The organism is Variovorax sp. Soil_C_17 (assembly GCF_057657265.1).
Genome location: NZ_JBDGIT010000002.1, coordinates 902500 through 923481, shown reverse-complemented (window position 1 = coordinate 923481; position 20982 = coordinate 902500). Strand labels below are relative to the sequence as shown.

The window sequence follows — 20982 nt, the reverse complement described above, 5'->3', positions numbered from 1 at the left end:
ATGCAGCACTGAGGTCGTGTAAAGCAGAAGAGTTAGCGACTTTGGTTGAAGTCGGTAATCTTCACCGCGACATTGCCGCCCGTACTTTGTTCAGCTATCTTCCGCCGTCCTAAAAAGATCAGGGAGAAGCAGTTGAATGAACGGGTACGACCCCTTGCATCGGGCGAGGGTGCAGCCACGCCGGCCACGACCACAGCGTCCTCACCAAAGCCCCATCCGGCACTCGTGGCGCTTTGCACGCTGGCACGCCTGCATCAGGTCGCGGCAGATCCTTCAACCTTGGCGCATCAACTGGGTATCGGTCCCTGCGAGCGGGTCGACACCACCGTCGTGCTGCGCGCGGCCAGGCTGCTGGGGCTCAAGGCCAAGCTCTCGCGCACCACGCTCGAACGCCTCGGCATGACACCGCTGCCGGTGCTCGCGCTGATGCATGGCGACGAAGGCAGCACGCGCTGCGTGATCCTCGGCCGGTGCGATGCGCAGCGCGTGATGTTGCAGGACCCTTCCCGGGGCTCTACCGGGTCCGTGATCGAGCCCGTGGAGGTCTTTGCCCAGCAATGGACCGGCGAGATCGTCCTCGTCACCAGTCGCGCCAGCCTTGCGGGCGAGGTGGCCAAGTTCGACTTCTCGTGGTTCGTGCCCAGCCTCGTCAAGCACCGCCGCCTGTTGGGCGAGGTGCTGGCCATCTCTTTCATGCTCCAGCTGTTCGCGCTGGTGAGCCCGCTGTTCTTTCAGGTCGTCATGGACAAGGTGCTGGTGCATCGCGGCCTCACCACGCTCGATGTCCTCGTCGTCGGCCTGCTCGTGGTGGTGGTGTTCGAGAGCCTGCTCCATGGGCTGCGCGGCTACATCTTCGGCCACACCACCACCCGCATCGACGTCGAGCTCGGCACCCGGCTGTTTCGCCATCTGGTGCAGCTGCCCCTGGGCTATTTCCAGGCCCGCAGGATCGGCGACTCGGTGGCACGCGTGCGCGAGCTCGAGAACATCCGCAGCTTTCTCACCGGCAATGCGCTCACCGTCGTGCTGGACGTGCTGTTCTCGGCGATGTTCATCGGCGTCATGCTGTTCTACAGCGTCTCTTTGACCCTCGTCGTGCTCGCGAGCCTGCCGCTGTACTTCGGCCTGAGCCTCGCCGTCGTGCCTGTGCTGCGCCGGCGCCTGGACCAGAAGTTCGCGCGCGGCGCCGAGAACCAGGCGCTGCTGGTGGAGACCGTCGGCGCCATCCAGACCGTCAAGGCCGCCGCGCTCGAACCCGTCTTCGGCCGCCGCTGGGACGAGCAGCTTGCCGCCTACGCCTCGGCCAGCTTCCGCACCCAGAGCCTTGCGAGCTGGGCCCATGAGGGCATCAACCTCATCGGCAAGCTGGTCAGCGCGGCCACGCTCTGGTGGGGCGCGCGCCTGGTGATGGACAACCAGCTCAGTGTCGGCCAGTTCATCGCCTTCAACATGTTCGCGCAGCGCGTGGCGCAACCGATCATGCGCATGGCCCAGCTGTGGACCGACTTCCAGCAGACCGGCATCTCACTCGCGCGGCTGGGCGACATCCTCGACACACGCACCGAAGTGCCGGCCCACGCGATGGCACAGCTCCCAAGCCTCGAGGGGCGAGTGACGCTGGAAAACCTGAGCTTTCGCTACCGTCCGGAAGCACCGCTCGTGCTGGATGGCCTGAACCTCGACGTCCATCCCGGCGAAGTGATCGGCATCGTCGGGCGCTCGGGCTCGGGCAAGAGCACGCTGACCAGGCTGGTCCAGCGCCTCTACATCCCGGAGCAAGGCCGCCTCCTGGTGGATGGGACCGACACCCGGCAGATCGACGCGGCGCAGCTGCGAAGCAGGATCGGCGTGGTGCTGCAGGAGAACGTTCTCTTCAACTGCAGTGTGCGGGCGAATATCGCGATCGCGGACCCGGCTGCGCCCATCGACATGGTGATGCATGCCGCGCAGCTGGCCGGCGCGCACGAGTTCATCAGCGAGTTGCCGGAGGGCTACGACACGATGGTGGGCGAGCAAGGCGCCAGCCTCAGCGGCGGCCAGCGCCAGCGCATCGCGATCGCCAGGGCGCTGTTCACCCAACCGCGCATCCTGATCTTCGACGAGGCGACCAGCGCGCTCGACTACGAGAGCGAGGCCATCGTCCAGCGCAACATGGCGCAGATCTGCGCGGGCCGCACCGTCTTCGTCATCGCGCACCGCCTGAGCGCCGTCCGGCATGCGCATCGCATCATCGTGATGGACAAGGGCCGCATCGCCGAGGAGGGCCGGCACGAAGCGCTGCTGGCCGATGAGCGCGGCATCTACGCGCGGCTGTGGGCCCTGCAGGCGGGTGGCCGGCCGACCGACGGAGCCGAAGCGTGAACCACCCCTTGCAAGACCTGCTCGCCCGCTACCGCACCGTTTTCAATGAAGCCTGGCAAGCCCGGCACGAGCTCGCCGGCCCCAAGCGCCTGAGCGACGAGCTCGCCTTCCTGCCCGCTGCCCTGAGCCTGCAGGAGACCCCCGTGCATCCCGCCCCGCGCCGCTTGGCCTTCGCGCTGATCGCCCTGTTCCTCATTGCACTGCTGTGGTCCGTCGTCGGCCAGATCGACATCGTGGCCGTGGCCTCGGGCCGCATCGTGGTGAGCGAGCGCACCAAGCTCGTCCAGCCCCTGGAGCGCAGCGTGGTCCGCCGCGTGCTGGTGAAGGATGGCGATCCTGTCGAGGCCGGGCAGGTGCTCGTGGAGCTCGACCCCACCAGCGCCAGCGCCGACAAGACCAGCATCGACGAACAGTTGAAGTCGGCCCAGTCGGAGCTGCTGCGCACGCGCGCTTTGTCGCAGGCGATTCAGCGGCCGGCGCTGCTGCCCGATCTCGGTGGCGTCTTGCCTGCCGGCTGGTCCGAGTCCGACGCGCGGGCCGCGCGAGCTCAACTGAACGACGAGTGGAGCGACATCACCGCCAAGCTCGCCAGAGCCGCCGCCGAGATCCAGCGGCGCGGGGCCGAGATCGCCACCGTGCGCCAGATGATCGCCAAGCTGGAAACCACGCTGCCCATTGCACGCCAGCGCGAGGCCGACTTCAGGCAGCTGGCCGAGCAAGGCTTCATGTCCGCGCACGCCAACCAGGACCGCACGCGCGAGCGCATCGAACTGGAGCGCGACCTCGCGACCCAGCGTGCGCGGCTCGCCGAGGCCGCGGCCACCCTGAAGGAAAGCGAGAACGCCCGCACCGCCTTCCTGGCCGAGACCCGCCGCGGCCTGAGCGAGCGCGAGGCCGCGGCCGAGCTCAAGCGCCAGCAGGGCATCCAGGAACAGGCCAAGGCCGCCCAGCGCGAGCGCCTGGCCACGCTCAAGGCGCCGGTGGCCGGCACGGTGCAGCAACTGGCCGTGCATACCGAAGGCGGCGTGGTCACCGAGGCGCAGCCGCTCATGGTCATCGTGCCTACGGGCGCGCAGGTCACGGCCGAGGTCACGCTGGAGAACAAGGACATCGGCTTCGTCCGCGCGGGGCAGAGCGCCGAGATCAAGCTGGAGACCTTTCCCTACACGCGCTACGGCACGGTGGGCGCCGTCGTTCGCACGGTCACGGCCGATGCGGTGAACGACGAGAAGCGCGGTGCGATCTTTCCGGTGACGCTGGTGCTGGCGCGCAGCCACGTCGATGTGGACGGCACGGCGGTCAAGCTGAGCCCGGGGATGAACTTGACGGCGGAGATCAAGACGGGCCGGCGGCGAATCATCGAGTACCTGTTGAGCCCCATCCAACGGGCGGCCAGTGAAAGCTTGCGGGAGAGATGAAGTTGCGAGCAGAGAAAAGCGGGATGGCTGGACTTCAGTTGGCTTGCAAGGAATCCGCAGGGCCTGCGCCGAACAACCCGTCGCCGGTCTTGCTCAGCACTCACGAGATGGCGTTGATGCACGCGATGACGGCCGGCCACACGAACGCGCAGCTTGGGGCACTGGTGAATCGCAGCGAGAAGACGGTGCGCAATCAACTGACTCGCTTGTACGCGAAGCTGGGCGCGCGCAACCGCGCCGAGGCCGTGGCGATCTTCATGCGCAGGGTCCAAATCTGATCAATTGTCGCGAGGCATGCAGATCGGGACATTCGTCCCATTGAGTTCGGGCGGGAGTGCCGATATGGTTCGCGGTCGTCATTGCTGAATGGCGCGTACAGGTCTCTCGATGAGACATCTCGGCCTGTGTTTCTGTGTCGATCAAGTCAAGAACAAGCCCCCGAGCTGCCGACAAGAATAACCAACGAAAGGGAATCCTCACCCATGTCACGACTGAACCAAGTCGATATCGCGATCCTTCAACGCTATGTCGATCGCGGCGAACGATTGGCCTATTGGAACTATCTGGATGCGGTAAGCCTGCGCCAGACAGGTTGCCATGACGCGTACGCCGTGTTGGCGGCACAGATTGTTTGGAGCACCGCCGCCGTCAGACGGTACGTGGCGATCGTGGCAGCGGAACTGCAGATCGAAATGCCGCCGGACGATGAAGAAGTGCAGGAGTTGAACTGGATCAAGTCAGAGCTGAAGTTCAGACGCAATGAACTCGAAGGTGGGCAGCGGTTGGTGCCCGACTCGGAAGTAGCAATGAGCGGTACTGCCAGCGTGACACAGAGCGGCGAGTTCCTTTTCACGCCCGACACGTTGTCCGGCGGCGCGATGAGCTTCACGTTGGAGATCTTCAGCCCTGGGCATTCGGCCAACGACGAGATCTGGAGCTCGCGCACGTGAGGGGGCGTTCCAGACATTGGGAATGGATTCTTGGGCAGATCGCGCTTGCTGCCGTTGCGCTGATCATCTGCGGTTGCGGCAAGACCGAGGAGGCTATGGGCCCAGGCAGCGCGGAACAGTTCAGTCTCAAGGACTATCTCTGCACGATCACTCCGGCCGAGTGCCATCGGAAGGAGGTGCAGAGATTGTTTCTTGCTCCTCCTGATGCGATCTATGAGACGACGTTGGGGGGGAAGGCGCTTCACATTCCGATGGGGTATGTCCATCCGATCCAGGCGGCGTCCAGTGGCGAACTTCGAGACCAGAAGATCTTCTTGAACGCCCTCGGGCCTGAGATGCAGCCCCGATCGATCGAGAACATCCGCGAGTTCATTCGAAATGGCCGTCGACCTGCATTGGTTCGTTTCAACGTCATGTCAGTCAAGTCCGTCGAACCAACGCATTGGTGGAAGTCGACGGTCGAAAAGTCAGTCAAGGAGCACATCGAACGGCTAACTGCAGCCAAGCGATATCCCGACAAGCACGGCTTGCAGCACTGGGGCGTCGACTACAGCCGCGCCCGCTTTGCGAAGCCGTGCGAGTTCGAGGGAGAGATGCAGCAATGCGGGATGGAGAGGCAGGAGGATCTGTACGTTCCGCTCGATGCTCGAAGCGCCGCGAGCTACATGCTTTGCGCCTCATGGCTGTACCTGAAAACCAACAGCGCTGATAAGGAGTTGGCGATGTCATCGGAAGAGCGGGAAGCCTACTACCGGTCCGACGCATACAAGAAGAAGACTGGTTGGTACATGAACACGGACCCGCACTGCAACCACTACTTTTATCACGTGCAACTCAACGCCACGATTCGATTGACCTACCACCTCAGCTTGCTGCCACATTGGAAGCAGATCGAGGATCGAACGCGGGTCCTCCTGGACGCTGCGCTTCAAGCAGCACCGACGGCACAGGCTGGTCGGCGGCCGCGCTGAGTATCGCGCCATCAAGAAATCCAATCATCAACTAGCCAAGGGAATCCTCACATGTCAGGACTGAATCAAGCCGATATCGCCATTCTTCAACGCTACGTCGATCGTCACGAACGGTTGGCCTACTGGAACTATCTGGATGCAGTATCCCTGCGTGAAACAGGGCGCCATAACGCCTATGCGGTGCTGGCAGCCCAAGTGGTTCAGAACAACACTTTCGATGGCGCGGTCGCCAATCGGTACGCGGCGGCAGTGGCGGCGGAGAAGGGAATCGCGATGACGCCCACTGATTGGAATCGCTTGGGCCTGGAATTGATTGCGGCAGATTTGGAAGTCAGGCGCGAGTATCTCCAAGGCAAGAATGGCCAACCGCCGGATCCTGTCAAGGCGTTAAGTATTCCTGTAGACGACGTTTACGAAACGCATTTGAGCGCGTCCCAAAAGACCACTGACGCCAGCGGCAACTCCAAGTCCGCCCTAGGCATCGACTACTGGACCGCATGGGAACCGCTGCGCCCCGACTTGCAAGCCGGCAACTTGGCCGCGGCGCAGGCCACATGGGACGACATGACGAGTGGTGGATACGTCGACCACGCGAAGAGCGCACTGGCTGGGATCGGCAGCGACTTCGCCTGGGGCGTACGCCTCTCAACCATTGCTCTTGAATACGGTCGAGTAGGCGCCGACACAATCGCCGACCCCAACTACGTCAAGGGTTACTTCTACGATGGCGCCTCGAACAAATGGGTGCAACCGCTGGGCGATACCAGCTATGCCGGAGGCGTGCATTGGGCCGAAGTCCCGTCCTCCGTGGCACGGCAACTCGACGCCGAGCGCCTGTTCCGCATCCAAGTCAGCGGCAACGGCATCCTCGACGCCAACGATGCCCGCGCATGGCAGGGATCGAGCACTGGGGCGGTCTTGAGTCAGCCCGCTCTCGCCAGCGGCGCACTGCCATTCGCCTACAGCAACACCTACACCGCCGTTCTCGGCTCCGGCGGCACGCTCTCCAGCATTCGCGCGGACCAGAACGCCAGGGGCAACGCAATCACCGACGATGGCGTTGATGTCGTCCCGGCCCGTCAGCCACAGGTGCTCGATGTTCTGGCCCAAGGTCCAGGAGACGGAGGATGCGATCGTGTCGGTGCCTTCGTCGGCGTTCTCGAGCACGGTGTCGAGCTGGTTGTCGACAACATAGAGGTCGTTGCCCCTGCCACCCACCATGTCGTCTGCTTCGGCGCCGCCATCGAGCCGGTTGGCGCCGGCGTTGCCGACCAGGCGATTGCGCTGGGCATTGCCGGTGGCGTTGACGCTGGCGGTGCCGCCGAGCGTCAAGGCCTCGACATCTGCACTCAGGGCATAGCTCACGGTGGACTGCACCGAGTCATAGCCACCGCCGGGCAACTCGTTCACCTTGTCGCCGACGTTGTCGACCACGTACGTGTCGTCGCCGGTGCGGCCCGTCATGCTGTCGGCGCCAGCCAGGCCGTCGAGGACATTGGCGCCTGCGTCGCCGGTGAGCGCATCCGTGCCGGCCGTTCCGCTGATGACCGCAGGCTGCGCCGCAGCAGCAACCAGCACCCCGGGCAGCGCCAACGGCGCCGCCCCAGCGACCGTACTCGTGCTCGCGCCCGGCACAGGCATCGGCGTCGCACCGGCACTGCCCGCGAAGATGAAACTGCCGGCCGTCAACGCTGCCGGTTCGATGCCGATGAGCCCGATCGAAACGCTTGGCTGTCCCGCGGACTGCGCTGAAACACGTGTGATGAACTTGCCGTTGATGTTCACGGCCTTGTTCGCCGTCAGCTGACTGAAGCTCGTGATCCAGGCGAACCGGCTCAGGTCGATCTTGTCCTGGCCCACTTCGAAGTCGGCGATCAGGTTGCTGGCGGTCAAGTCGGACCCGACCATGCCGACCCCGAGCGATCCGCCGCCGTCCGGTGCCACGAGGAAGCGATCGGCACCGGCTCCCCCAGTGCGCGTGCCCACCCCGGCCATGCCCGTGAAATAAGACACCGCGCCTTGATCGCCGTCCAGCACCAGCACATCGTTGCCCGCGCCGCCATCGAGCGTGTCCTGCCCGGCGCCGCCCAGCAGCCGGTCGTTCCCGGCGTCGCCTGACAAGCTGTCGTTGCCGCCGAGCCCGGCCAGCAGCTCATCGCCCGCAGTGCCTTGCAGCACGTCGTCGCCCTCCGTGGCCCCGCCGCCTTGGCCCGCTTGCCCGGCCTGCTGCCACGCCTGCAAGGCCGCCTGCGATTCGAAGAACCGGAATTGCCCGGCAGACAGCTCGCTCGCCCGCTGGTTGCGCAGCAACACGGCTTGGCCGCCCCCCAGGTCCAGCCGGGTATCGGCCCCCACCTGCGTGCGGGCCAGGGTGGCGAAGCTCAGGTTGCCGAATCCGACCAGTGCCAGGGTTTCCACGACGGACCCGCTCGCACCGGCCCCCAGGTCGACGATCGTGTCCTGGGCACCGGCTTCCTTGCCGATCATGAACAGGTCGCTGCCCGCACCGCCCGTGAGCACATCGCTGCCCCGGCCGCCGTCCAGCGTGTCGTTGCCCTCGCCGCCCACAAGCACATCCGCACCGCGCCCGCCGAGCAGCACGTTGTTCAGCGCGTTGCCCGTCAGCACGTCGCTGCCATCGCCGCCGATGGCGATCTCGATCTCGCCGCTCACCTACCGCATGGCGCGCGGCCAGGGCAGCGACACGATCATCGAAGCCGACGCCACCGCAGGCAACAAGGACACGGTGCAGTTCGCCAGCGGAATCACGGCAGACCAGCTGTGGTTCAGGCAAGTAGGCAACAACCTCGAAGTGAGCATCATCGGCACCGAAGACAAGCTCACCCTGAACAGCTGGTACGCGGGCAGCGGCTACCAAGTCGAGGAGTTCAGAACCAGCGAAGGCCATGTGCTGATCGACACCCAGGTGCAGAACCTGGTGCAGGCGATGGCGAGCTTCGCGCCGCCGGCTGCGGGGCAGACCACCTTGCCGCAGGCCTACCAGAACAGCCTGGCACCGCTCCTGGCTGCCGACTGGCGTTGAAGCGCGGCGATCGACCGATCGAAAGCCGCGTTGGCTGATGCGCCCACCGATCTGAGCGGCCGGGCAGTGGCCTCTAAACCCGCACCGGCCGCGGCCGCCGCCCATTGCCGTAACAATGGGTGCCAAAAGGAGAGATGCCATGGCCGGATTCGAAGTCAACGAGATCGTTGCTGCGCTGCGCGGGGCGCGCGAGGAGTGGCGCGATGCCCAGAAGCGCTCGCGAGAGCCGGGCAGCCGCGAGTTCCCTTCGCGCGATGCGCTGGCCGCCATCGTCGAATCGCTGAAGGGCGCGCTGTTCCCCATGCGGCTGGGCCCACCCGAGCTGCGCCAGGAGAGCGAGGACTTCTACGTCGGCCACACGCTCGATTCGGCGCTGCAGTCGCTGCTGGCGCAGTGCCGGCTGGAACTGCGCTACAACGCACGCCACCAGCCGCGCGACCCGGCCGCCATCGATGCCGAGGCAGAGCAGGCGGTGCGCGCCTTCGCCGCGGCGCTGCCCTCGATTCGCCGCCTGCTCGACGGCGACGTGCTCGCCGCCTACCAGGGCGACCCGGCCGCGAACAGCGTCGACGAAGTGCTGCTGTGCTACCCCGGCATCCTCGCGATGATCCATCACCGCCTCGCGCACCAGCTCTACGGGTTGGGCCTGCCGCTGCTGGCGCGCATCGTGGCCGAGCTCGCGCATGCGCAGACCGGCATCGACATCCATCCCGGCGCGCGCATCGATGCCGGCTTTTTCATCGACCATGGCACCGGCGTCGTGATCGGCGAGACCACGGTGATCGGCAAGCGCGTGCGCCTCTACCAGCATGTGACCCTGGGCGCCAAGCGCTTTCCCGTCGACCCCGAAGGCAATCTGCAAAAGGGCCTGCCGCGGCATCCGATCGTGGAGGACGACGTGGTGATCTATGCCGGCGCCACCATCCTCGGCCGCGTGACGCTGGGCAAGGGCGCAGTGATCGGCGGCAACACCTGGATCACCGACGATGTGCCGGCCGGCGCGAACATCACGCAGGCCAGCCTCCAGAAGGCGGGCTGCGATTGAGCTTTTCTGGAAAAGGTCAAACGCGCTTCGCATAATTTGCCGCACCCCAACACAAAGGAGCTTTCATGAGCCAGACCCGCATTGCCGTCATCGTAGGCAGCCTGCGCAAGGATTCCTTCAACCGCAAGCTTGCGCTCGCGCTCGCGCATCTGATGCCTTCGGACTTCACGCTGGAGCAGCTGCGCATCGATGACTTGCCGCTCTACAACCAGGACGACGACGGCAACCAGGCACCCGCGGTGAAGCGGCTCAAATCCGAGATCGCCGCAGCGCAAGGGCTGATCTTCGTGACGCCGGAATACAACCGTGCGTTGCCCGGCGTGCTGAAGAATGCAATCGACCACGCATCGCGCCCCTACGGGCAGAGCGCCTGGGCCGGCAAGCCGGCCGGCGTGATCGGCATCTCGGTCGGCGCCATCGGAACGGCCGTCGCGCAGCAGCAGCTGCGCACCGTGCTGGCTTATCTGGACGTGCCCACGCTCGGCCAGCCCGAAGCCTTCATCCAGAACAAGGAAGGCCTGTTCGACGACAAGGGACACATCGCCGAGGGGAGCACCAAGAAGTTCCTGCAGGGGTGGGTCGACAAGTACGTGGACTGGATCAAGCGCCACGCCACCGCTTGAGGCACTCGCGGCGCCGCGCGCCTGAAGCGCCGGCGGGCCGCACGGCGGCCCTTGGAAGCGCGTGAGGCCTGCGCCTCACGCGGTACGACTTTCTGCAATCAAGCGGCCAGGGACGCGACGTCCTGGTTGGCGGCTTCGCCCGCCACCGCGCCGATGTCGGCGCGTGCTGCGCCGAGCGCGGCCGCCTTCGGTGCATCGCCCATGGCCAGACCTTCGGCGCGCACGAAGCGCACGTCGGTCACGCCCAGGAAGCCCAGCACCACCTTCAGGTAGCTCTCCTGGTGCTCCATCGCCTGGCCGCCTTCGGTCGTCGAGTAGATGCCGCCGCGGGTGATGGCCACGATCACGGTCTTGCCGCCGGCAAGGCCTACGGGGCCCTTGTCGGTGTACTTGAAGGTGCGGCCGACCTGTGCGATGCGGTCGATCCAGGCCTTCAACTGGCTGGGCACCGAGAAGTTGTAGAACGGAGCGCCGATGACGATCACGTCGGCAGCCAGGAACTGGGTCACCAGCTTTTCCGAAACCGCGTTCTCGGCGCGCTGGCGCTCGGTGAACTCGGTGCCGGCCGGTGCGCGGAAGCCTAGCGAATGGCCGTCGAGGTGGGAGGGGGCGGAAACGGCCAGGTCCAGGTACTCGACCTCCGTGCCGGGGTGGTTGTTGCGCCAGGCGGTGACCGCTTCGGCCGTCAGCTGACGGGAAACGGAGTTGTCACCCAGGACGCTGGAATCGATGTGCAGCAGCTTCATGATCAATCGCTCTCTTTCGATGTGGCGCCGGCGCGGGGATCGGTCGGCATGGGTGATAGTCTATTTTTGAGGTGAGTCCGTGATAAGTCGGCAAATTTCACACAGTTCGTCCTGTTGATGGAACAATGCCGGCCATGCAGGACCTCAACGACATGGTTTTCTTCGCCGAGGTGGCCGAGCGCGGCGGCTTTGCGGCAGCCGGCCGGGCGCTGGGCATCCCCAAGTCGCGGCTGTCGCGCCGCGTGGCCGAACTGGAAGGGCGGCTGGGTGTGCAGCTGTTGCAGCGCAGCACCCGGCAGCTGTCGCTGACGCCGGCCGGCGAGCTCTACCTGCGCCACAGCGTCGCGATGCGCGACGCGGCCCAGGCCGCCGCCGAGGCCATTGCCCAGGTGCAGACCGAGCCGCGCGGCGTCGTGCGCATCAGCTGCCCGATCACGCTGGCGCAGAGCGGCGTCGGCGTGCTGGTGTCGCAGTTCATGCTGCGCTACCCCGCGGTGCAGATCGAGATGCGCATCCTCAACCGCCCCGTCGATCCGATAGAGGAGGGCATCGACCTGGCGCTGCGCGTGCGGCCGGTCATCGAAGACAGCACGACGCTGGTGGCCAAGCAGCTCGCCATCGCCCGCGGCGTGCTGGTGGCGAGCCCGGACCAGCTCCGGCGCCAGGGCGGCCCGATCCAGACGGTGGACGAGCTCGGGCGCCTGGACACGGTGTCGCAATCGGCCGCGAACGGGCGCGTCAGCTGGTGCCTGGAAGGCCCGGGCGGCGCCAAGCACACCTTCCAGCACCAGCCGCGCTATCTGGCGGACGATCTGCTGACCTTGAAATTCGCGGTGGTGGAGGGCGTCGGCGCCAGCATGCTGCCGGACTACATGTGCAAGGACGATCTGGAGGTGGGGCGCCTGGTCGAGGTGCTGCCGGGCTGGGGACCGCCGCCGGGCATCCTGCATGCGGTCTTTCCCTCGCGACGGGCGCTGGTGCCGGCGATCCGCAAGCTGATCGATTTCCTGGCCGAACACGTCGGCGCCGGCGGCTTCACGCTCTCGGTCTGAAGACGCTGAAAATGGCCTTATTCGCCATATGCCATATTCAAACAAGTAGATATTCGTTTGGCTTTGAAGCAATGCTTCGGAGAATCCTCCGATTCGGGGGCTCATGGCCCGACGGGCTCACGCCCCCCTTAGAACCACTGGCAACCCTATGACTTTCAAGACGACGAAGACGATCATCGCCGCCCTGGCGCTGGCTGCCGCCGCAGGCACCGCCTCGGCCCAGACCCTGCTCAACGTGTCCTACGACGTGGCGCGCGAGTTCTACAAGGACTACAACGCCGCCTTCGTGGCCCACTACAAGAAGACCGCGGGCAAGGACGTCAAGATCGACCAGTCGCATGCCGGCTCCAGCGCCCAGGCGCGCGCGGTGGCCGACGGCCTGGAGGCCGACGTGGTGACCATGAACACCACGACCGACATCGACTTCCTCGCCAACGCCGGCGTGGTCGCGAAGGACTGGGCCAAGCGCTTCCCGCAGAACGCGGCGCCCACCACCTCGACCATGCTGTTCCTCACGCGCAACGGCAACCCCAAGGGCATCAAGGACTGGGACGACCTCGTCAAGCCCGGCGTGCAGGTCGTGATCGTCAACCCGAAGACCGGCGGCAACGGCCGCTATGCCTACCTCGCGGCCTGGGGCTACGTGAAGAAGAAGGGCGGCACCGACGCGCAGGCTGCCGAGTTCGTGGGCAAGCTGTTCAAGAACGTGCCGGTGCTGGCGCGCGGCGGCCGCGATGCCACCACCGCCTTCCTGCAGCGCAATATCGGCGACGTGCTGATCACCTTCGAATCCGAAGTGGTCTCCATCGACCGCGAGTTCGGCTCCGGCAAGGTCGATGCGATCTATCCCTCGATCAGCATCCTGGCCGAGAACCCGGTGGCAGTGGTCGAGCGGACGGTGGCCAAGAAGGGCACCGGCGAGCTCGCCAAGGCCTACCTCGACTACCTGTACTCCGAAGAGGCGCAAGAGATCGCGGCCAAGCACGCGCTGCGTCCGCGCTCGGAAGCCGTGCTCAAGAAGCACGCGGCCGTCTTCAAGCCCTTGCAGCTCTTCACCGTGCAGGAACTGTTCGGCAGCCTTGGCGAAGCGCAGAAGGTTCACTTCAATGACGGCGGGCAGTTCGACAAGCTCTACACGCCCGGCGCAAAGTAAATGAGCGGTGCTCTTTCTTCGGCGCTGCCGGCACCGGCAGCGCCGTCTGCACGTCCGGGACGCCCAGGCGTCTCGCGCCGCGTGCTGCCCGGCTTTCATCTCACGCTGGGCTTTTCGCTTTTCTATCTCTGCCTGATCGTGCTGATCCCGTTGTCGGCGCTGGTCTTCAAGACCTCGGCGCTCAGCTGGGAGCAGTTCTGGACCGCGGTGACCGCGCCGCGCGTGATGGCTTCGTACCGCCTGACCTTCGGCGCCTCCCTGATCGCGGCGCTGGTCAACCTCGTCTTCGGGCTGCTCGTGGCCTGGGTGCTGGTGCGCTACAAGTTCCCGGGCAAGCGCATCGTCGACGCGCTGGTCGACCTGCCGTTCGCGCTGCCGACCGCCGTGGCCGGCATCTCGCTCACGGCGCTGCTCGCGGGCAACGGCTGGATCGGCCAATACCTGGAGCCCATGGGCATCAAGCTGGCCTTCACGCCGGCGGGCATCGTGATCGCGCTGATCTTCATCGGCCTGCCCTTCGTGGTGCGCACCGTGCAGCCGGTGCTCGAAGACACCGAGAAGGAACTGGAAGAGGCCGCCACCAGCCTCGGCGCGACCCGCCTGCAGACCTTCACCAAAGTGATCCTGCCCTCCATCACGCCGGCGCTGCTCACCGGCTTCGCGATGGCCTTCGCCCGCGCGATCGGCGAGTACGGCTCGGTGATCTTCATTGCCGGCAACATGCCGATGATTTCGGAGATCACGCCGCTGATCATCATCGGCAAGCTGGAGCAGTATGACTTTGCGGGCGCCACCGCGGTCGCGCTGGTGATGCTGGTGATCTCCTTCGCGCTGCTCTTGGTCATCAACGCGCTGCAGGCCTGGCAGCGGCGTCGTGGAGCGTCGGCATGAGCAACTCCCGCACCGTTCGCCGCGCCAAGGCCGGCACCACCGAGGCGGCCTGGGTGCGCTACACCCTGATCGGCGTGGCGCTGGCCTTCATGTTCCTGTTCCTCGTGCTGCCGCTCGCCGCCGTCGCGGCGGAGGCCCTGCGCAAGGGCCTGGGCGCCTACCTCGAAGCGCTGCAGGAGCCCGATGCCTGGAGCGCGATCCGCCTCACGCTCATCACCGCCGCCATCGCGGTGCCGTTGAACCTGCTCTTCGGCGTCGCCGCCGCCTGGGCCATCGCCAAGTTCGAGTTCCGCGGCAAGGCGTTGCTGACCACGCTGGTCGATCTTCCATTCGCCGTGTCGCCGGTGGTCGCGGGCCTGATCTACGTGCTGGTCTTCGGCGCTCAGGGCTGGTTCGGGCCCTGGCTGCAGGCGCACGACATCAAGATCATCTTCGCGGTGCCCGGCATCGTGCTGGCCACCGTCTTCGTGACCTTCCCCTTCATCGCGCGCGAGCTGATCCCGCTGATGCAGGCCCAGGGCACCGAGGAAGAGCAGGCCGCGATCGTGCTCGGCGCCACCGGCTGGCAGACCTTCCGCCGCGTGACCCTGCCCAACATCAAGTGGGGGTTGCTGTACGGTGTGATCCTCTGCAACGCGCGCGCCATGGGCGAGTTCGGCGCGGTCTCCGTGGTCTCGGGCCATATCCGCGGCCAGACCAACACCATGCCGCTGCACGTGGAAGTGCTCTACAACGAATACCAGTCCGTGGCTGCCTTCGCGGTCGCCTCGCTGCTGGCCATCCTGGCGCTGGTCACGCTGGTCATCAAGTCCGTCATCGAATGGCGCCACGAGCGCGAGATGAAGGCCCTGGCCGAGCTGCCGCCCGAGCGTCCGCTCTCGGCAGCGCAAGCCTAGAGAAGGCGTGAAGGAGAACAAGACATGAGCATTGAAATTCGCAACGTCAGCAAGCAGTTCGGCGACTTCCACGCGCTGCGCGATGTCAGCCTCGACGTCGACTCGGGCGAATTGGTCGCCTTGCTGGGCCCCTCGGGCTGCGGCAAGACCACCTTGCTGCGCATCATCGCGGGCCTGGAGACGGCCGATGCCGGCAGCATCCTTTTCGCCGGCGAAGACACCACCGACGTGCATGTGCGCGAGCGCCAGGTCGGCTTCGTGTTCCAGCACTACGCGCTATTTCGCCACATGACGGTGTTCGAGAACGTGGCCTTCGGCCTGCGCGTCAAGCCGCGCAGCCTGCGCCCGAGCGAGGCGCAGATCAAGGCCAAGGTGCACGAGCTGCTCGGGCTGGTGCAGCTGGACTGGCTGGCCGACCGCTACCCGGCCCAGCTCTCGGGCGGCCAGCGCCAGCGCATCGCCCTGGCCCGCGCGCTTGCCGTCGAGCCCAAGGTGCTGCTGCTCGACGAGCCCTTCGGCGCCCTCGATGCCAAGGTCCGCAAGGAGCTGCGCCGCTGGCTGCGCCGGCTGCACGACGAGCTGCACGTCACCAGCATCTTCGTCACCCACGACCAGGAGGAGGCGCTCGAAGTCGCCGACCGCGTGGTGCTGATGAACAGCGGCCGCATCGAGCAGGTCGGCTCGCCGCAGGACGTGTGGGACCACCCGGCCAGCCCTTTCGTCTACGGCTTTCTCGGCGACGTCAACCTGTTTCACGGCCGCGCGCACGAGGGCGAGGTGCACCTGGAGGGCGTTCGCATCGATTCGCCCGAACACCGCGACTTGCGCAACGGCAAGGCCCTGGCCTATGTGCGGCCGCACGACCTGGACGTCGAGCGCTATGTGCCCGGCGCAAGCGGCATCGTCGCGACTTTGAGCCGGGCGATCGTGGTCGGGCCGATCGCGCGGCTGGAACTCGAACCGGTCGAATCGAATCCAGACAATCCGGGGTCCGGAACCATCATCGAGGCGCAACTCCCTGCGCAACAGTTCCGGGATCTGGGCTTGCGCGAAGGCGAGACGGTGGTTGCCACGCCGCGCCGGGCCCGCGTCTTCGTAGAGGGGCATTGATTTGTTTGACTGGTATTTCGGCGCGCCGCGCCGCGCGCTCGCGCTGATCTGCGCCGCCTGTTTGGCGATGCTGGCCTTCGGGCTCTATCTGCAGCATGTGGTGGGCTTGGAGCCGTGCCCCATGTGCATCGTGCAGCGCTATGCGCTGCTGCTGGTGGCGGTTTTCACCGGCCTGGCGGCGCTGAGCAAAAGCCGCGGCCTGCAGCTTACGGGCGCGACGCTGGCGTTGGTGATGGCGGTGGGCGGCGCCTATACGGCCGCGCGGCAGAGCTGGCTGCAGTGGTATCCGCCCGAGGTCGTGTCCTGCGGGCGCGACCTCTACGGGATGATCGAAACCTTTCCGCTGAAGCGGGCGCTGCCGATGATCTTCCGCGGCGGCGGGGACTGCACGCAGATCGACTGGACCTTTCTGGGGCTGTCGATTGCGAACTGGTCCTTTATTTCGTTCGTGGTGTTCGGCGTGCTGTTGCTGGGGCTTTTGTTCCGGCGCAGCGGCGGCGGCCGCGCTCAGAGCGGCAGCGTGTCGAAGGCTGCGTAAGATCCCGCGAGCCAGCTCTTCACGCGCTGGCGCTCCAGCAGCCCGAGTGCGTTGGGGCCTTCACGGTCGTTGACGGCTTTCCAGAAGCTGGTGTTGCGCGCATCGATCTTGCGCATGCTGGCGTCGTGCAGGCGGGGCAGGGCGATCACGCGGGCCCCGTGCGCGGTGGCCTTGCTGAGCGACTGCGAGCCGAGCAGCAGCGCGAAGTCGTTGCCGCGGCCGTAGTTCTGCACCACGATGTAGTTGGGCTTGTTGCCGAAGGTGTCGACCAGCGTGCCGAGCAAGTCGCTCGAGTCCTTGCCGTCGTCCAGCACGTGCCAGAAATTGACCGTCACGCCGAGCTCGGCGAAGACGTCGAAGAGATCCGAATCCTTGATCCAGCGCGCCAGCGGCGCCAGCGTCTGCGCTGCGAGGTCGACGATCACGCTCTGCTGCGGACGCGTCTCGAAGCCGTTGACCACCGTGTCCAGGCCCTCGTAGCTGTCGACCACCACCGGCGAGGCGAAGCCTTCGTAGAAGCGGGTGAAGGAGCTGTGCGAGCGATCGGTGTCGAAGCCCACGAAGGGCTTGCTGTGATCGATGAAGTACTGCGCCAGGACCCGGGCGGTGACGGACTTGCCGACACCGCCTTTTTCGCCGCCGATGAAGTTGAGGGAGCTCATGAGGTTGCTGGGAAAGAGTGGAATGACGAAGCCTGAGGCATTCTAGGTGTCATGAACCCGCAACCAGGCCTGGGAGTCAGAACCTGTGGAAGCGAAACACGCTAACCATGAGGACGAATGCCGGACATGGCCGCGTATGAAGTTTCACTGAATCGTGAAGCGACCGGAATACTCGACCTGAACTCCACTCGGAAGCCTTATCGACAATTCACCATCTCGAGCTGCATCCCCACTGACGAAAATCTCGGTGCTGATGTGAACGCCAATCACGCCGTTCTCGTGCAACGGAATTTCCCGCTTGTAGCCATCTCTGGCTTCAGCATATGTTGGAAAATCTATGGCCACCTTGAAATCGTTGCCCTCACGTGACAGCGTATAGACGAGCGCGCCGTACTGCTTTGCGTGTACCGGAATCGTTTGGCCCAGGCCATCCTTGATCGTGACCTCGCGTTTACTCCATTTCGTAGAACCTTCGGAAGCCATCTTTAAGGGCGACTTGTCCCCGTAAACCACGGCTGTTAATAGCTCGCCAACACGCTGGGTTAGAAGAGATGAAAGCACGAGCGCAGTGTTGTCTGTTGCTTCTGGTGCTGCGTTAGCATCGCTGACGAAGTCTAGAAGAGCCTGACCAATCTGTCGCGAGCGCAGCTTTTTTTCGGCTGTTTCTCTAATGTTTTCCGAGAAGTTGTGGTATTCCAAGTATTCGTTGACTTGATTGACATCTGGCAAAGGTACTTTTGGTTTAATGGTTCCATCGGCATCCTGAAATTGGTAATTTAATCGATGAAAATCCGCATCGGCAAGATTGACTAAGAGTACTCCGCCTAGCGCCTTCGGACGCAGCTCTTCATCTCCCCCAAGATTTAGAAAAGATCCCAACTCTTGGTGGATAACGTCTTCAATGGTGCAAGCCGGAAAACGCAAATGATTTAAGGCAAATGTCGTGAACAGAGATTTGCCTGATAAATTCCCGTGCTTATCCAAAATGGCACCAGTAGGAAGATATTTCAGAATGCGATCCAGTTTTCTCTCGACACGGTACGCGACCCTTCTTGCGGTGTCCCGAGAAGAAGCGGGAGGACTGTGTGATTGCGTCTCGTCGCTCGAAGAGGATTTTCGCCTTCTCGGACTGACAATGTTCGCCATTTTCCTTGCCGAGTTCGTCACCGTAGCCTTGACGCCCTTGGTTTGATGTCTGCGACTGCCGATCCCGACCGTTCCATGATCTCCTTTCGAGGATTTGCCGGTCACTTCTACATTGCGTAATTCAACCTGATGAAAAGATGAGATCACAGTGGGGGTGGGCGGCAATAGCTCTTCATTGAAATCAAGAGCCATCAGAAGCTCCTTGGATGCTTGCTTGGCTCGTTCCTCATTGTTAGGGGGGCTTTCTCGCTTTTGTTCCTGCGACTTATCAATGATGGCTTGCAATCTTTTTTGTTGCGGTCGTTGCGGCGCTGGAGTGGATTGATCGGATTTTATTCGAGCGCGCGGAGAAATCTTCTTAGGGCTGGTGCCTGGGAATCTCATGGTAAAACAACTCTCTTGATGGATGCAAAATAGACGAGCACAGACTGCTGGCTAAGCGTGCTCGGAGAAATACAAGATGCCAAAGCTCTTTGGCGCCATGCCGCCTGATATTTCCCGTGCTTCCGAGGTCTCATTCGTCGCCTCCCACGTCACGTTGCCTTGGCAAGGTTTTGCCAAAATACCCTACTGAGGCGGGCTCGAGGCATACGTGCCGTGGTGCTTTGAACGGGTATGCCAGATTGCTCGCAAATAGTTGCTCGCAGACTTTCATACGGGCGTGCGGATCGGGATTGCCCAAGCGGCCAGGGCAGGGCGTCAGCCTCTTCGTCCAGATCGACGAGCGAATCGATGCCATTCGTGTCAATGAGCATCGACCTCCTTGCTTCGCTGTCTCGGGATGGGGTAAGAATGCCGAGGGGTTCTAGGGTGAGCAGCAGCGGAATGGGACTGCTACGCTGCTGGCCACGGGCGCTCGCCCCCGGATCATGCCGACTACGTGATCGGCCGGTTTGCTCAGTCCAGCTTAAAGCGACCAGAGTATTCGACTTGAACGCCTTCCGGCATCGTCAGCTTCAGCCTGCCTTCTCGGGCTTCGTTTCCGTCGACAATAATTTCGGCTTTAAAGTGAATGCCAATGACGCCGTCTTGATGCAACGGAAATTCATGCCCCTTCTTATACTTTGCCTCTGCGTATGTTGGATAGTCAAAGGCAATTTTGAAATTATCACCGTCCTTGGAAAGATTGTATAATACACCACCGATGCCTGTCGGGACTACAGGGTGGGTTTGACCGGAAGAGTCCTTAATGGTTAGCGGCCGCGCTTGTCCATCCATGTTTCTCGCAGTTCTCAATGCCAAGGCCGTAAAGGGCAAAGTTGGGTCATAAACCACACTCTGCAGTTTAGTCACGATCTGCTGCAGCATCACGGACGAAAGCACAAATGCAGCGTTTTCATTCTTCACAGGTTCGGCGCCATTATCTCGAACAAAATCTCGAAGTGCAACAGCAACGTTCTCTGTGCGAATTTCGTCTCTGGCTGCGATTAGCTGGCCTTCACCCACCATAAATTCTTTAGGTGGCTTCTTCCCTGCCGCAAGCGCTTCTGCTGTGATTTTGGCATTATATGCGGCTACATGCTGGGCTGCACGTTGGGCGATTTGTTCGTCGCTGGGCGCTGGATCCGCTGGGCCGTCGTTTGTGGGAATGTTATAAATAACTCTATAAGCATCCTTGGTGAAATCGAAACAGACCTTTACGCCTGCAACGAATTCGGTTGTTTCGGGCGAAAGCGCCTTGCCAACTAAAGTTTGTATAGCTTCGTCGATAGGCATGCCCGAGTATTCGTAGCCATCCAAGGGGTGGTGGGTGAATGTATGCTGGCCAGATACATTGCCATTGGCATCCATCTTCATACCTGTTGGCAAGATTTTACGAATGGAGGTCGCAACGTCGGTTTTTTTGCCGAGAATTTTGGCGTCGACCTTTTGGAATCTTTCCCGCCTGTCGGCTTTTCTTGTCGACTTATTAACCTCCTTTTTCGCACCGGGAAATTGTCCCTTGGCGAATTGTTCATAGTTGATTCTTCGAGCTCGCTGTAGTTCCGTCGACGGTTGAGCGGGCGTGAAATTGCTCCTCGGGGAAATGACAGATGTCAGTGGCGGCTGGGTTGTTTCCGGACGGCGCAGGTCCAAGAGGCTGCCTGAGCTTTCGTCAGTGCTGGTGCTTTTTGATTCATTTTCATTTGCCGTCAGCGCCAGTTCTTCGGGAATAGAAGACGATGCTTGGTCCGCAGGGTCAACAATGCGATGAGTCCCCATTGGTTGGAATGTCCTGTTTTTTTGTTTAGGAACTACATCAAGAAGGACTTTTCTCTCGCGCGGCGACTCATCTTTTTCCTCGGCTAAAAAATCTTCTTTTTTTCCGACATGCTTTCGCTCCGACTTAGTGACAGAGCGCACCTTGCTTTGTAGGTTACCTATGAATCTGGCCATG

At 63.4% G+C, this 20982-nt stretch carries 20 protein-coding genes; 14 read left to right on the top strand and 6 right to left on the bottom strand.

Annotated elements, in window-relative coordinates:
- Nucleotides 1-225 precede the first annotated feature (225 nt).
- The 5 genes from AC3A6Y_RS12845 to AC3A6Y_RS12825 all read left to right on the top strand — a co-directional run bounded on the left by AC3A6Y_RS12845 (nt 226) and on the right by AC3A6Y_RS12825 (nt 5700).
- Nucleotides 226-2361 (top strand): type I secretion system permease/ATPase, encoded by a 2136-nt coding sequence (locus AC3A6Y_RS12845; protein ID WP_487868607.1) that lies wholly within the window; start codon nt 226-228, stop codon nt 2359-2361.
- Nucleotides 2358-3779, top strand: coding sequence for an HlyD family type I secretion periplasmic adaptor subunit (locus AC3A6Y_RS12840; RefSeq protein WP_487868606.1), 1422 nt, complete (start codon nt 2358-2360; stop codon nt 3777-3779). The genes AC3A6Y_RS12845 and AC3A6Y_RS12840 overlap by 4 nt, the downstream gene beginning before the upstream one ends.
- Nucleotides 3776-4057, top strand: coding sequence for a response regulator transcription factor (locus tag AC3A6Y_RS12835; protein ID WP_487868605.1), 282 nt, complete (start codon nt 3776-3778; stop codon nt 4055-4057). The genes AC3A6Y_RS12840 and AC3A6Y_RS12835 overlap by 4 nt, the downstream gene beginning before the upstream one ends.
- Nucleotides 4058-4261: 204 nt before the next feature.
- Nucleotides 4262-4729, top strand: coding sequence for a hypothetical protein (locus AC3A6Y_RS12830; protein WP_487868604.1), 468 nt, complete (start codon nt 4262-4264; stop codon nt 4727-4729).
- Entirely contained in the window at nt 4726-5700 is a 975-nt protein-coding gene (locus AC3A6Y_RS12825) for a hypothetical protein (protein WP_487868603.1), read from the top strand. The genes AC3A6Y_RS12830 and AC3A6Y_RS12825 overlap by 4 nt, the downstream gene beginning before the upstream one ends.
- A 54-nt stretch (nt 5701-5754) precedes the next feature.
- Here AC3A6Y_RS12825 and AC3A6Y_RS12820 read toward each other — a convergent pair whose 3' ends face one another.
- Nucleotides 5755-6066: a hypothetical protein gene (locus tag AC3A6Y_RS12820; protein WP_487868602.1), complete on the bottom strand. Its 312-nt coding sequence runs from the start codon at nt 6064-6066 to the stop codon at nt 5755-5757.
- 279 nt (nt 6067-6345) lie between these two features.
- Nucleotides 6346-8373 (bottom strand): calcium-binding protein, encoded by a 2028-nt coding sequence (locus AC3A6Y_RS12815; RefSeq protein WP_487868601.1) that lies wholly within the window; start codon nt 8371-8373, stop codon nt 6346-6348.
- Here AC3A6Y_RS12815 and AC3A6Y_RS12810 point away from each other — a divergent pair.
- The 3 genes from AC3A6Y_RS12810 to AC3A6Y_RS12800 all read left to right on the top strand — a co-directional run bounded on the left by AC3A6Y_RS12810 (nt 8348) and on the right by AC3A6Y_RS12800 (nt 10411).
- Nucleotides 8348-8743 (top strand): calcium-binding protein, encoded by a 396-nt coding sequence (locus tag AC3A6Y_RS12810; protein ID WP_487868600.1) that lies wholly within the window; start codon nt 8348-8350, stop codon nt 8741-8743. The two genes, AC3A6Y_RS12815 and AC3A6Y_RS12810, sit on opposite strands and share 26 nt — an antisense overlap.
- A gap of 139 nt (nt 8744-8882) precedes the next feature.
- Entirely contained in the window at nt 8883-9788 is a 906-nt protein-coding gene (gene epsC / locus AC3A6Y_RS12805; RefSeq protein WP_487868599.1) for a serine O-acetyltransferase EpsC, read from the top strand.
- 65 nt (nt 9789-9853) lie between these two features.
- On the top strand, nt 9854-10411 hold the full coding sequence (locus tag AC3A6Y_RS12800; RefSeq protein ID WP_487868598.1) for an NADPH-dependent FMN reductase: 558 nt from the start codon (nt 9854-9856) through the stop codon (nt 10409-10411).
- 98 nt (nt 10412-10509) lie between these two features.
- On the opposite strand, the gene AC3A6Y_RS12795 is transcribed toward AC3A6Y_RS12800, so the two are convergent.
- Nucleotides 10510-11157: an FMN-dependent NADH-azoreductase gene (locus tag AC3A6Y_RS12795; protein WP_487868597.1), complete on the bottom strand. Its 648-nt coding sequence runs from the start codon at nt 11155-11157 to the stop codon at nt 10510-10512.
- Nucleotides 11158-11291: 134 nt separating this feature from the next.
- On the opposite strand from AC3A6Y_RS12795, the gene AC3A6Y_RS12790 reads away from it, so the two are divergent.
- From AC3A6Y_RS12790 to AC3A6Y_RS12765, 6 genes are all read left to right on the top strand, one after another.
- Nucleotides 11292-12209: a LysR family transcriptional regulator gene (locus tag AC3A6Y_RS12790; RefSeq protein WP_487868596.1), complete on the top strand. Its 918-nt coding sequence runs from the start codon at nt 11292-11294 to the stop codon at nt 12207-12209.
- Between the two features lie 148 nt (nt 12210-12357).
- Nucleotides 12358-13362, top strand: a complete 1005-nt coding sequence (locus tag AC3A6Y_RS12785; protein ID WP_487868595.1) for a sulfate ABC transporter substrate-binding protein — start codon at nt 12358-12360, stop codon at nt 13360-13362.
- A complete protein-coding gene (gene cysT / locus AC3A6Y_RS12780; RefSeq protein WP_309962276.1) occupies nt 13363-14253 on the top strand; it encodes a sulfate ABC transporter permease subunit CysT in 891 nt (296 codons plus the stop codon).
- Entirely contained in the window at nt 14250-15149 is a 900-nt protein-coding gene (gene cysW, locus AC3A6Y_RS12775) for a sulfate ABC transporter permease subunit CysW (protein WP_487868594.1), read from the top strand. The genes cysT and cysW overlap by 4 nt, the downstream gene beginning before the upstream one ends.
- Before the next feature lie 24 nt (nt 15150-15173).
- Entirely contained in the window at nt 15174-16259 is a 1086-nt protein-coding gene (locus AC3A6Y_RS12770; protein WP_487868593.1) for a sulfate/molybdate ABC transporter ATP-binding protein, read from the top strand.
- A gap of 1 nt (nt 16260) precedes the next feature.
- Entirely contained in the window at nt 16261-16797 is a 537-nt protein-coding gene (locus AC3A6Y_RS12765; RefSeq protein ID WP_487868592.1) for a disulfide bond formation protein B, read from the top strand.
- Here the strand turns inward: AC3A6Y_RS12765 and AC3A6Y_RS12760 are convergent.
- The 3 genes from AC3A6Y_RS12760 to AC3A6Y_RS12750 form a co-directional block, all read right to left on the bottom strand.
- Nucleotides 16767-17459, bottom strand: coding sequence for a P-loop NTPase family protein (locus AC3A6Y_RS12760; protein ID WP_487868591.1), 693 nt, complete (start codon nt 17457-17459; stop codon nt 16767-16769). The two genes, AC3A6Y_RS12765 and AC3A6Y_RS12760, sit on opposite strands and share 31 nt — an antisense overlap.
- 144 nt (nt 17460-17603) lie before the next feature.
- Nucleotides 17604-18989 (bottom strand): hypothetical protein, encoded by a 1386-nt coding sequence (locus tag AC3A6Y_RS12755; protein ID WP_487868590.1) that lies wholly within the window; start codon nt 18987-18989, stop codon nt 17604-17606.
- A 513-nt stretch (nt 18990-19502) separates the two neighbouring features.
- Entirely contained in the window at nt 19503-20981 is a 1479-nt protein-coding gene (locus tag AC3A6Y_RS12750; protein ID WP_487868589.1) for a hypothetical protein, read from the bottom strand.
- Nucleotide 20982: the final 1 nt, after the last annotated feature.

What these genes read in the sequence shown, in the direction of transcription:
- AC3A6Y_RS12835 (WP_487868605.1), top strand. Translation starts at nt 3,776, where the DNA reads ATGAAGTTGCGAGCAGAGAAAAGCGGGATGGCTGGACTTCAGTTGGCT.
- AC3A6Y_RS12830 (WP_487868604.1), top strand. Translation starts at nt 4,262, where the DNA reads ATGTCACGACTGAACCAAGTCGATATCGCGATCCTTCAACGCTATGTC.
- AC3A6Y_RS12810 (WP_487868600.1), top strand. Translation starts at nt 8,348, where the DNA reads ATGGCGATCTCGATCTCGCCGCTCACCTACCGCATGGCGCGCGGCCAG.
- epsC (WP_487868599.1), top strand. Translation starts at nt 8,883, where the DNA reads ATGGCCGGATTCGAAGTCAACGAGATCGTTGCTGCGCTGCGCGGGGCG.
- AC3A6Y_RS12800 (WP_487868598.1), top strand. Translation starts at nt 9,854, where the DNA reads ATGAGCCAGACCCGCATTGCCGTCATCGTAGGCAGCCTGCGCAAGGAT.
- AC3A6Y_RS12795 (WP_487868597.1), bottom strand. Translation starts at nt 11,157, where the DNA reads ATGAAGCTGCTGCACATCGATTCCAGCGTCCTGGGTGACAACTCCGTT.
- AC3A6Y_RS12790 (WP_487868596.1), top strand. Translation starts at nt 11,292, where the DNA reads ATGCAGGACCTCAACGACATGGTTTTCTTCGCCGAGGTGGCCGAGCGC.
- AC3A6Y_RS12785 (WP_487868595.1), top strand. Translation starts at nt 12,358, where the DNA reads ATGACTTTCAAGACGACGAAGACGATCATCGCCGCCCTGGCGCTGGCT.
- cysT (WP_309962276.1), top strand. Translation starts at nt 13,363, where the DNA reads ATGAGCGGTGCTCTTTCTTCGGCGCTGCCGGCACCGGCAGCGCCGTCT.
- cysW (WP_487868594.1), top strand. Translation starts at nt 14,250, where the DNA reads ATGAGCAACTCCCGCACCGTTCGCCGCGCCAAGGCCGGCACCACCGAG.
- AC3A6Y_RS12770 (WP_487868593.1), top strand. Translation starts at nt 15,174, where the DNA reads ATGAGCATTGAAATTCGCAACGTCAGCAAGCAGTTCGGCGACTTCCAC.
- AC3A6Y_RS12760 (WP_487868591.1), bottom strand. Translation starts at nt 17,459, where the DNA reads ATGAGCTCCCTCAACTTCATCGGCGGCGAAAAAGGCGGTGTCGGCAAG.
- AC3A6Y_RS12755 (WP_487868590.1), bottom strand. Translation starts at nt 18,989, where the DNA reads ATGAGATTCCCAGGCACCAGCCCTAAGAAGATTTCTCCGCGCGCTCGA.
- AC3A6Y_RS12750 (WP_487868589.1), bottom strand. Translation starts at nt 20,981, where the DNA reads ATGGCCAGATTCATAGGTAACCTACAAAGCAAGGTGCGCTCTGTCACT.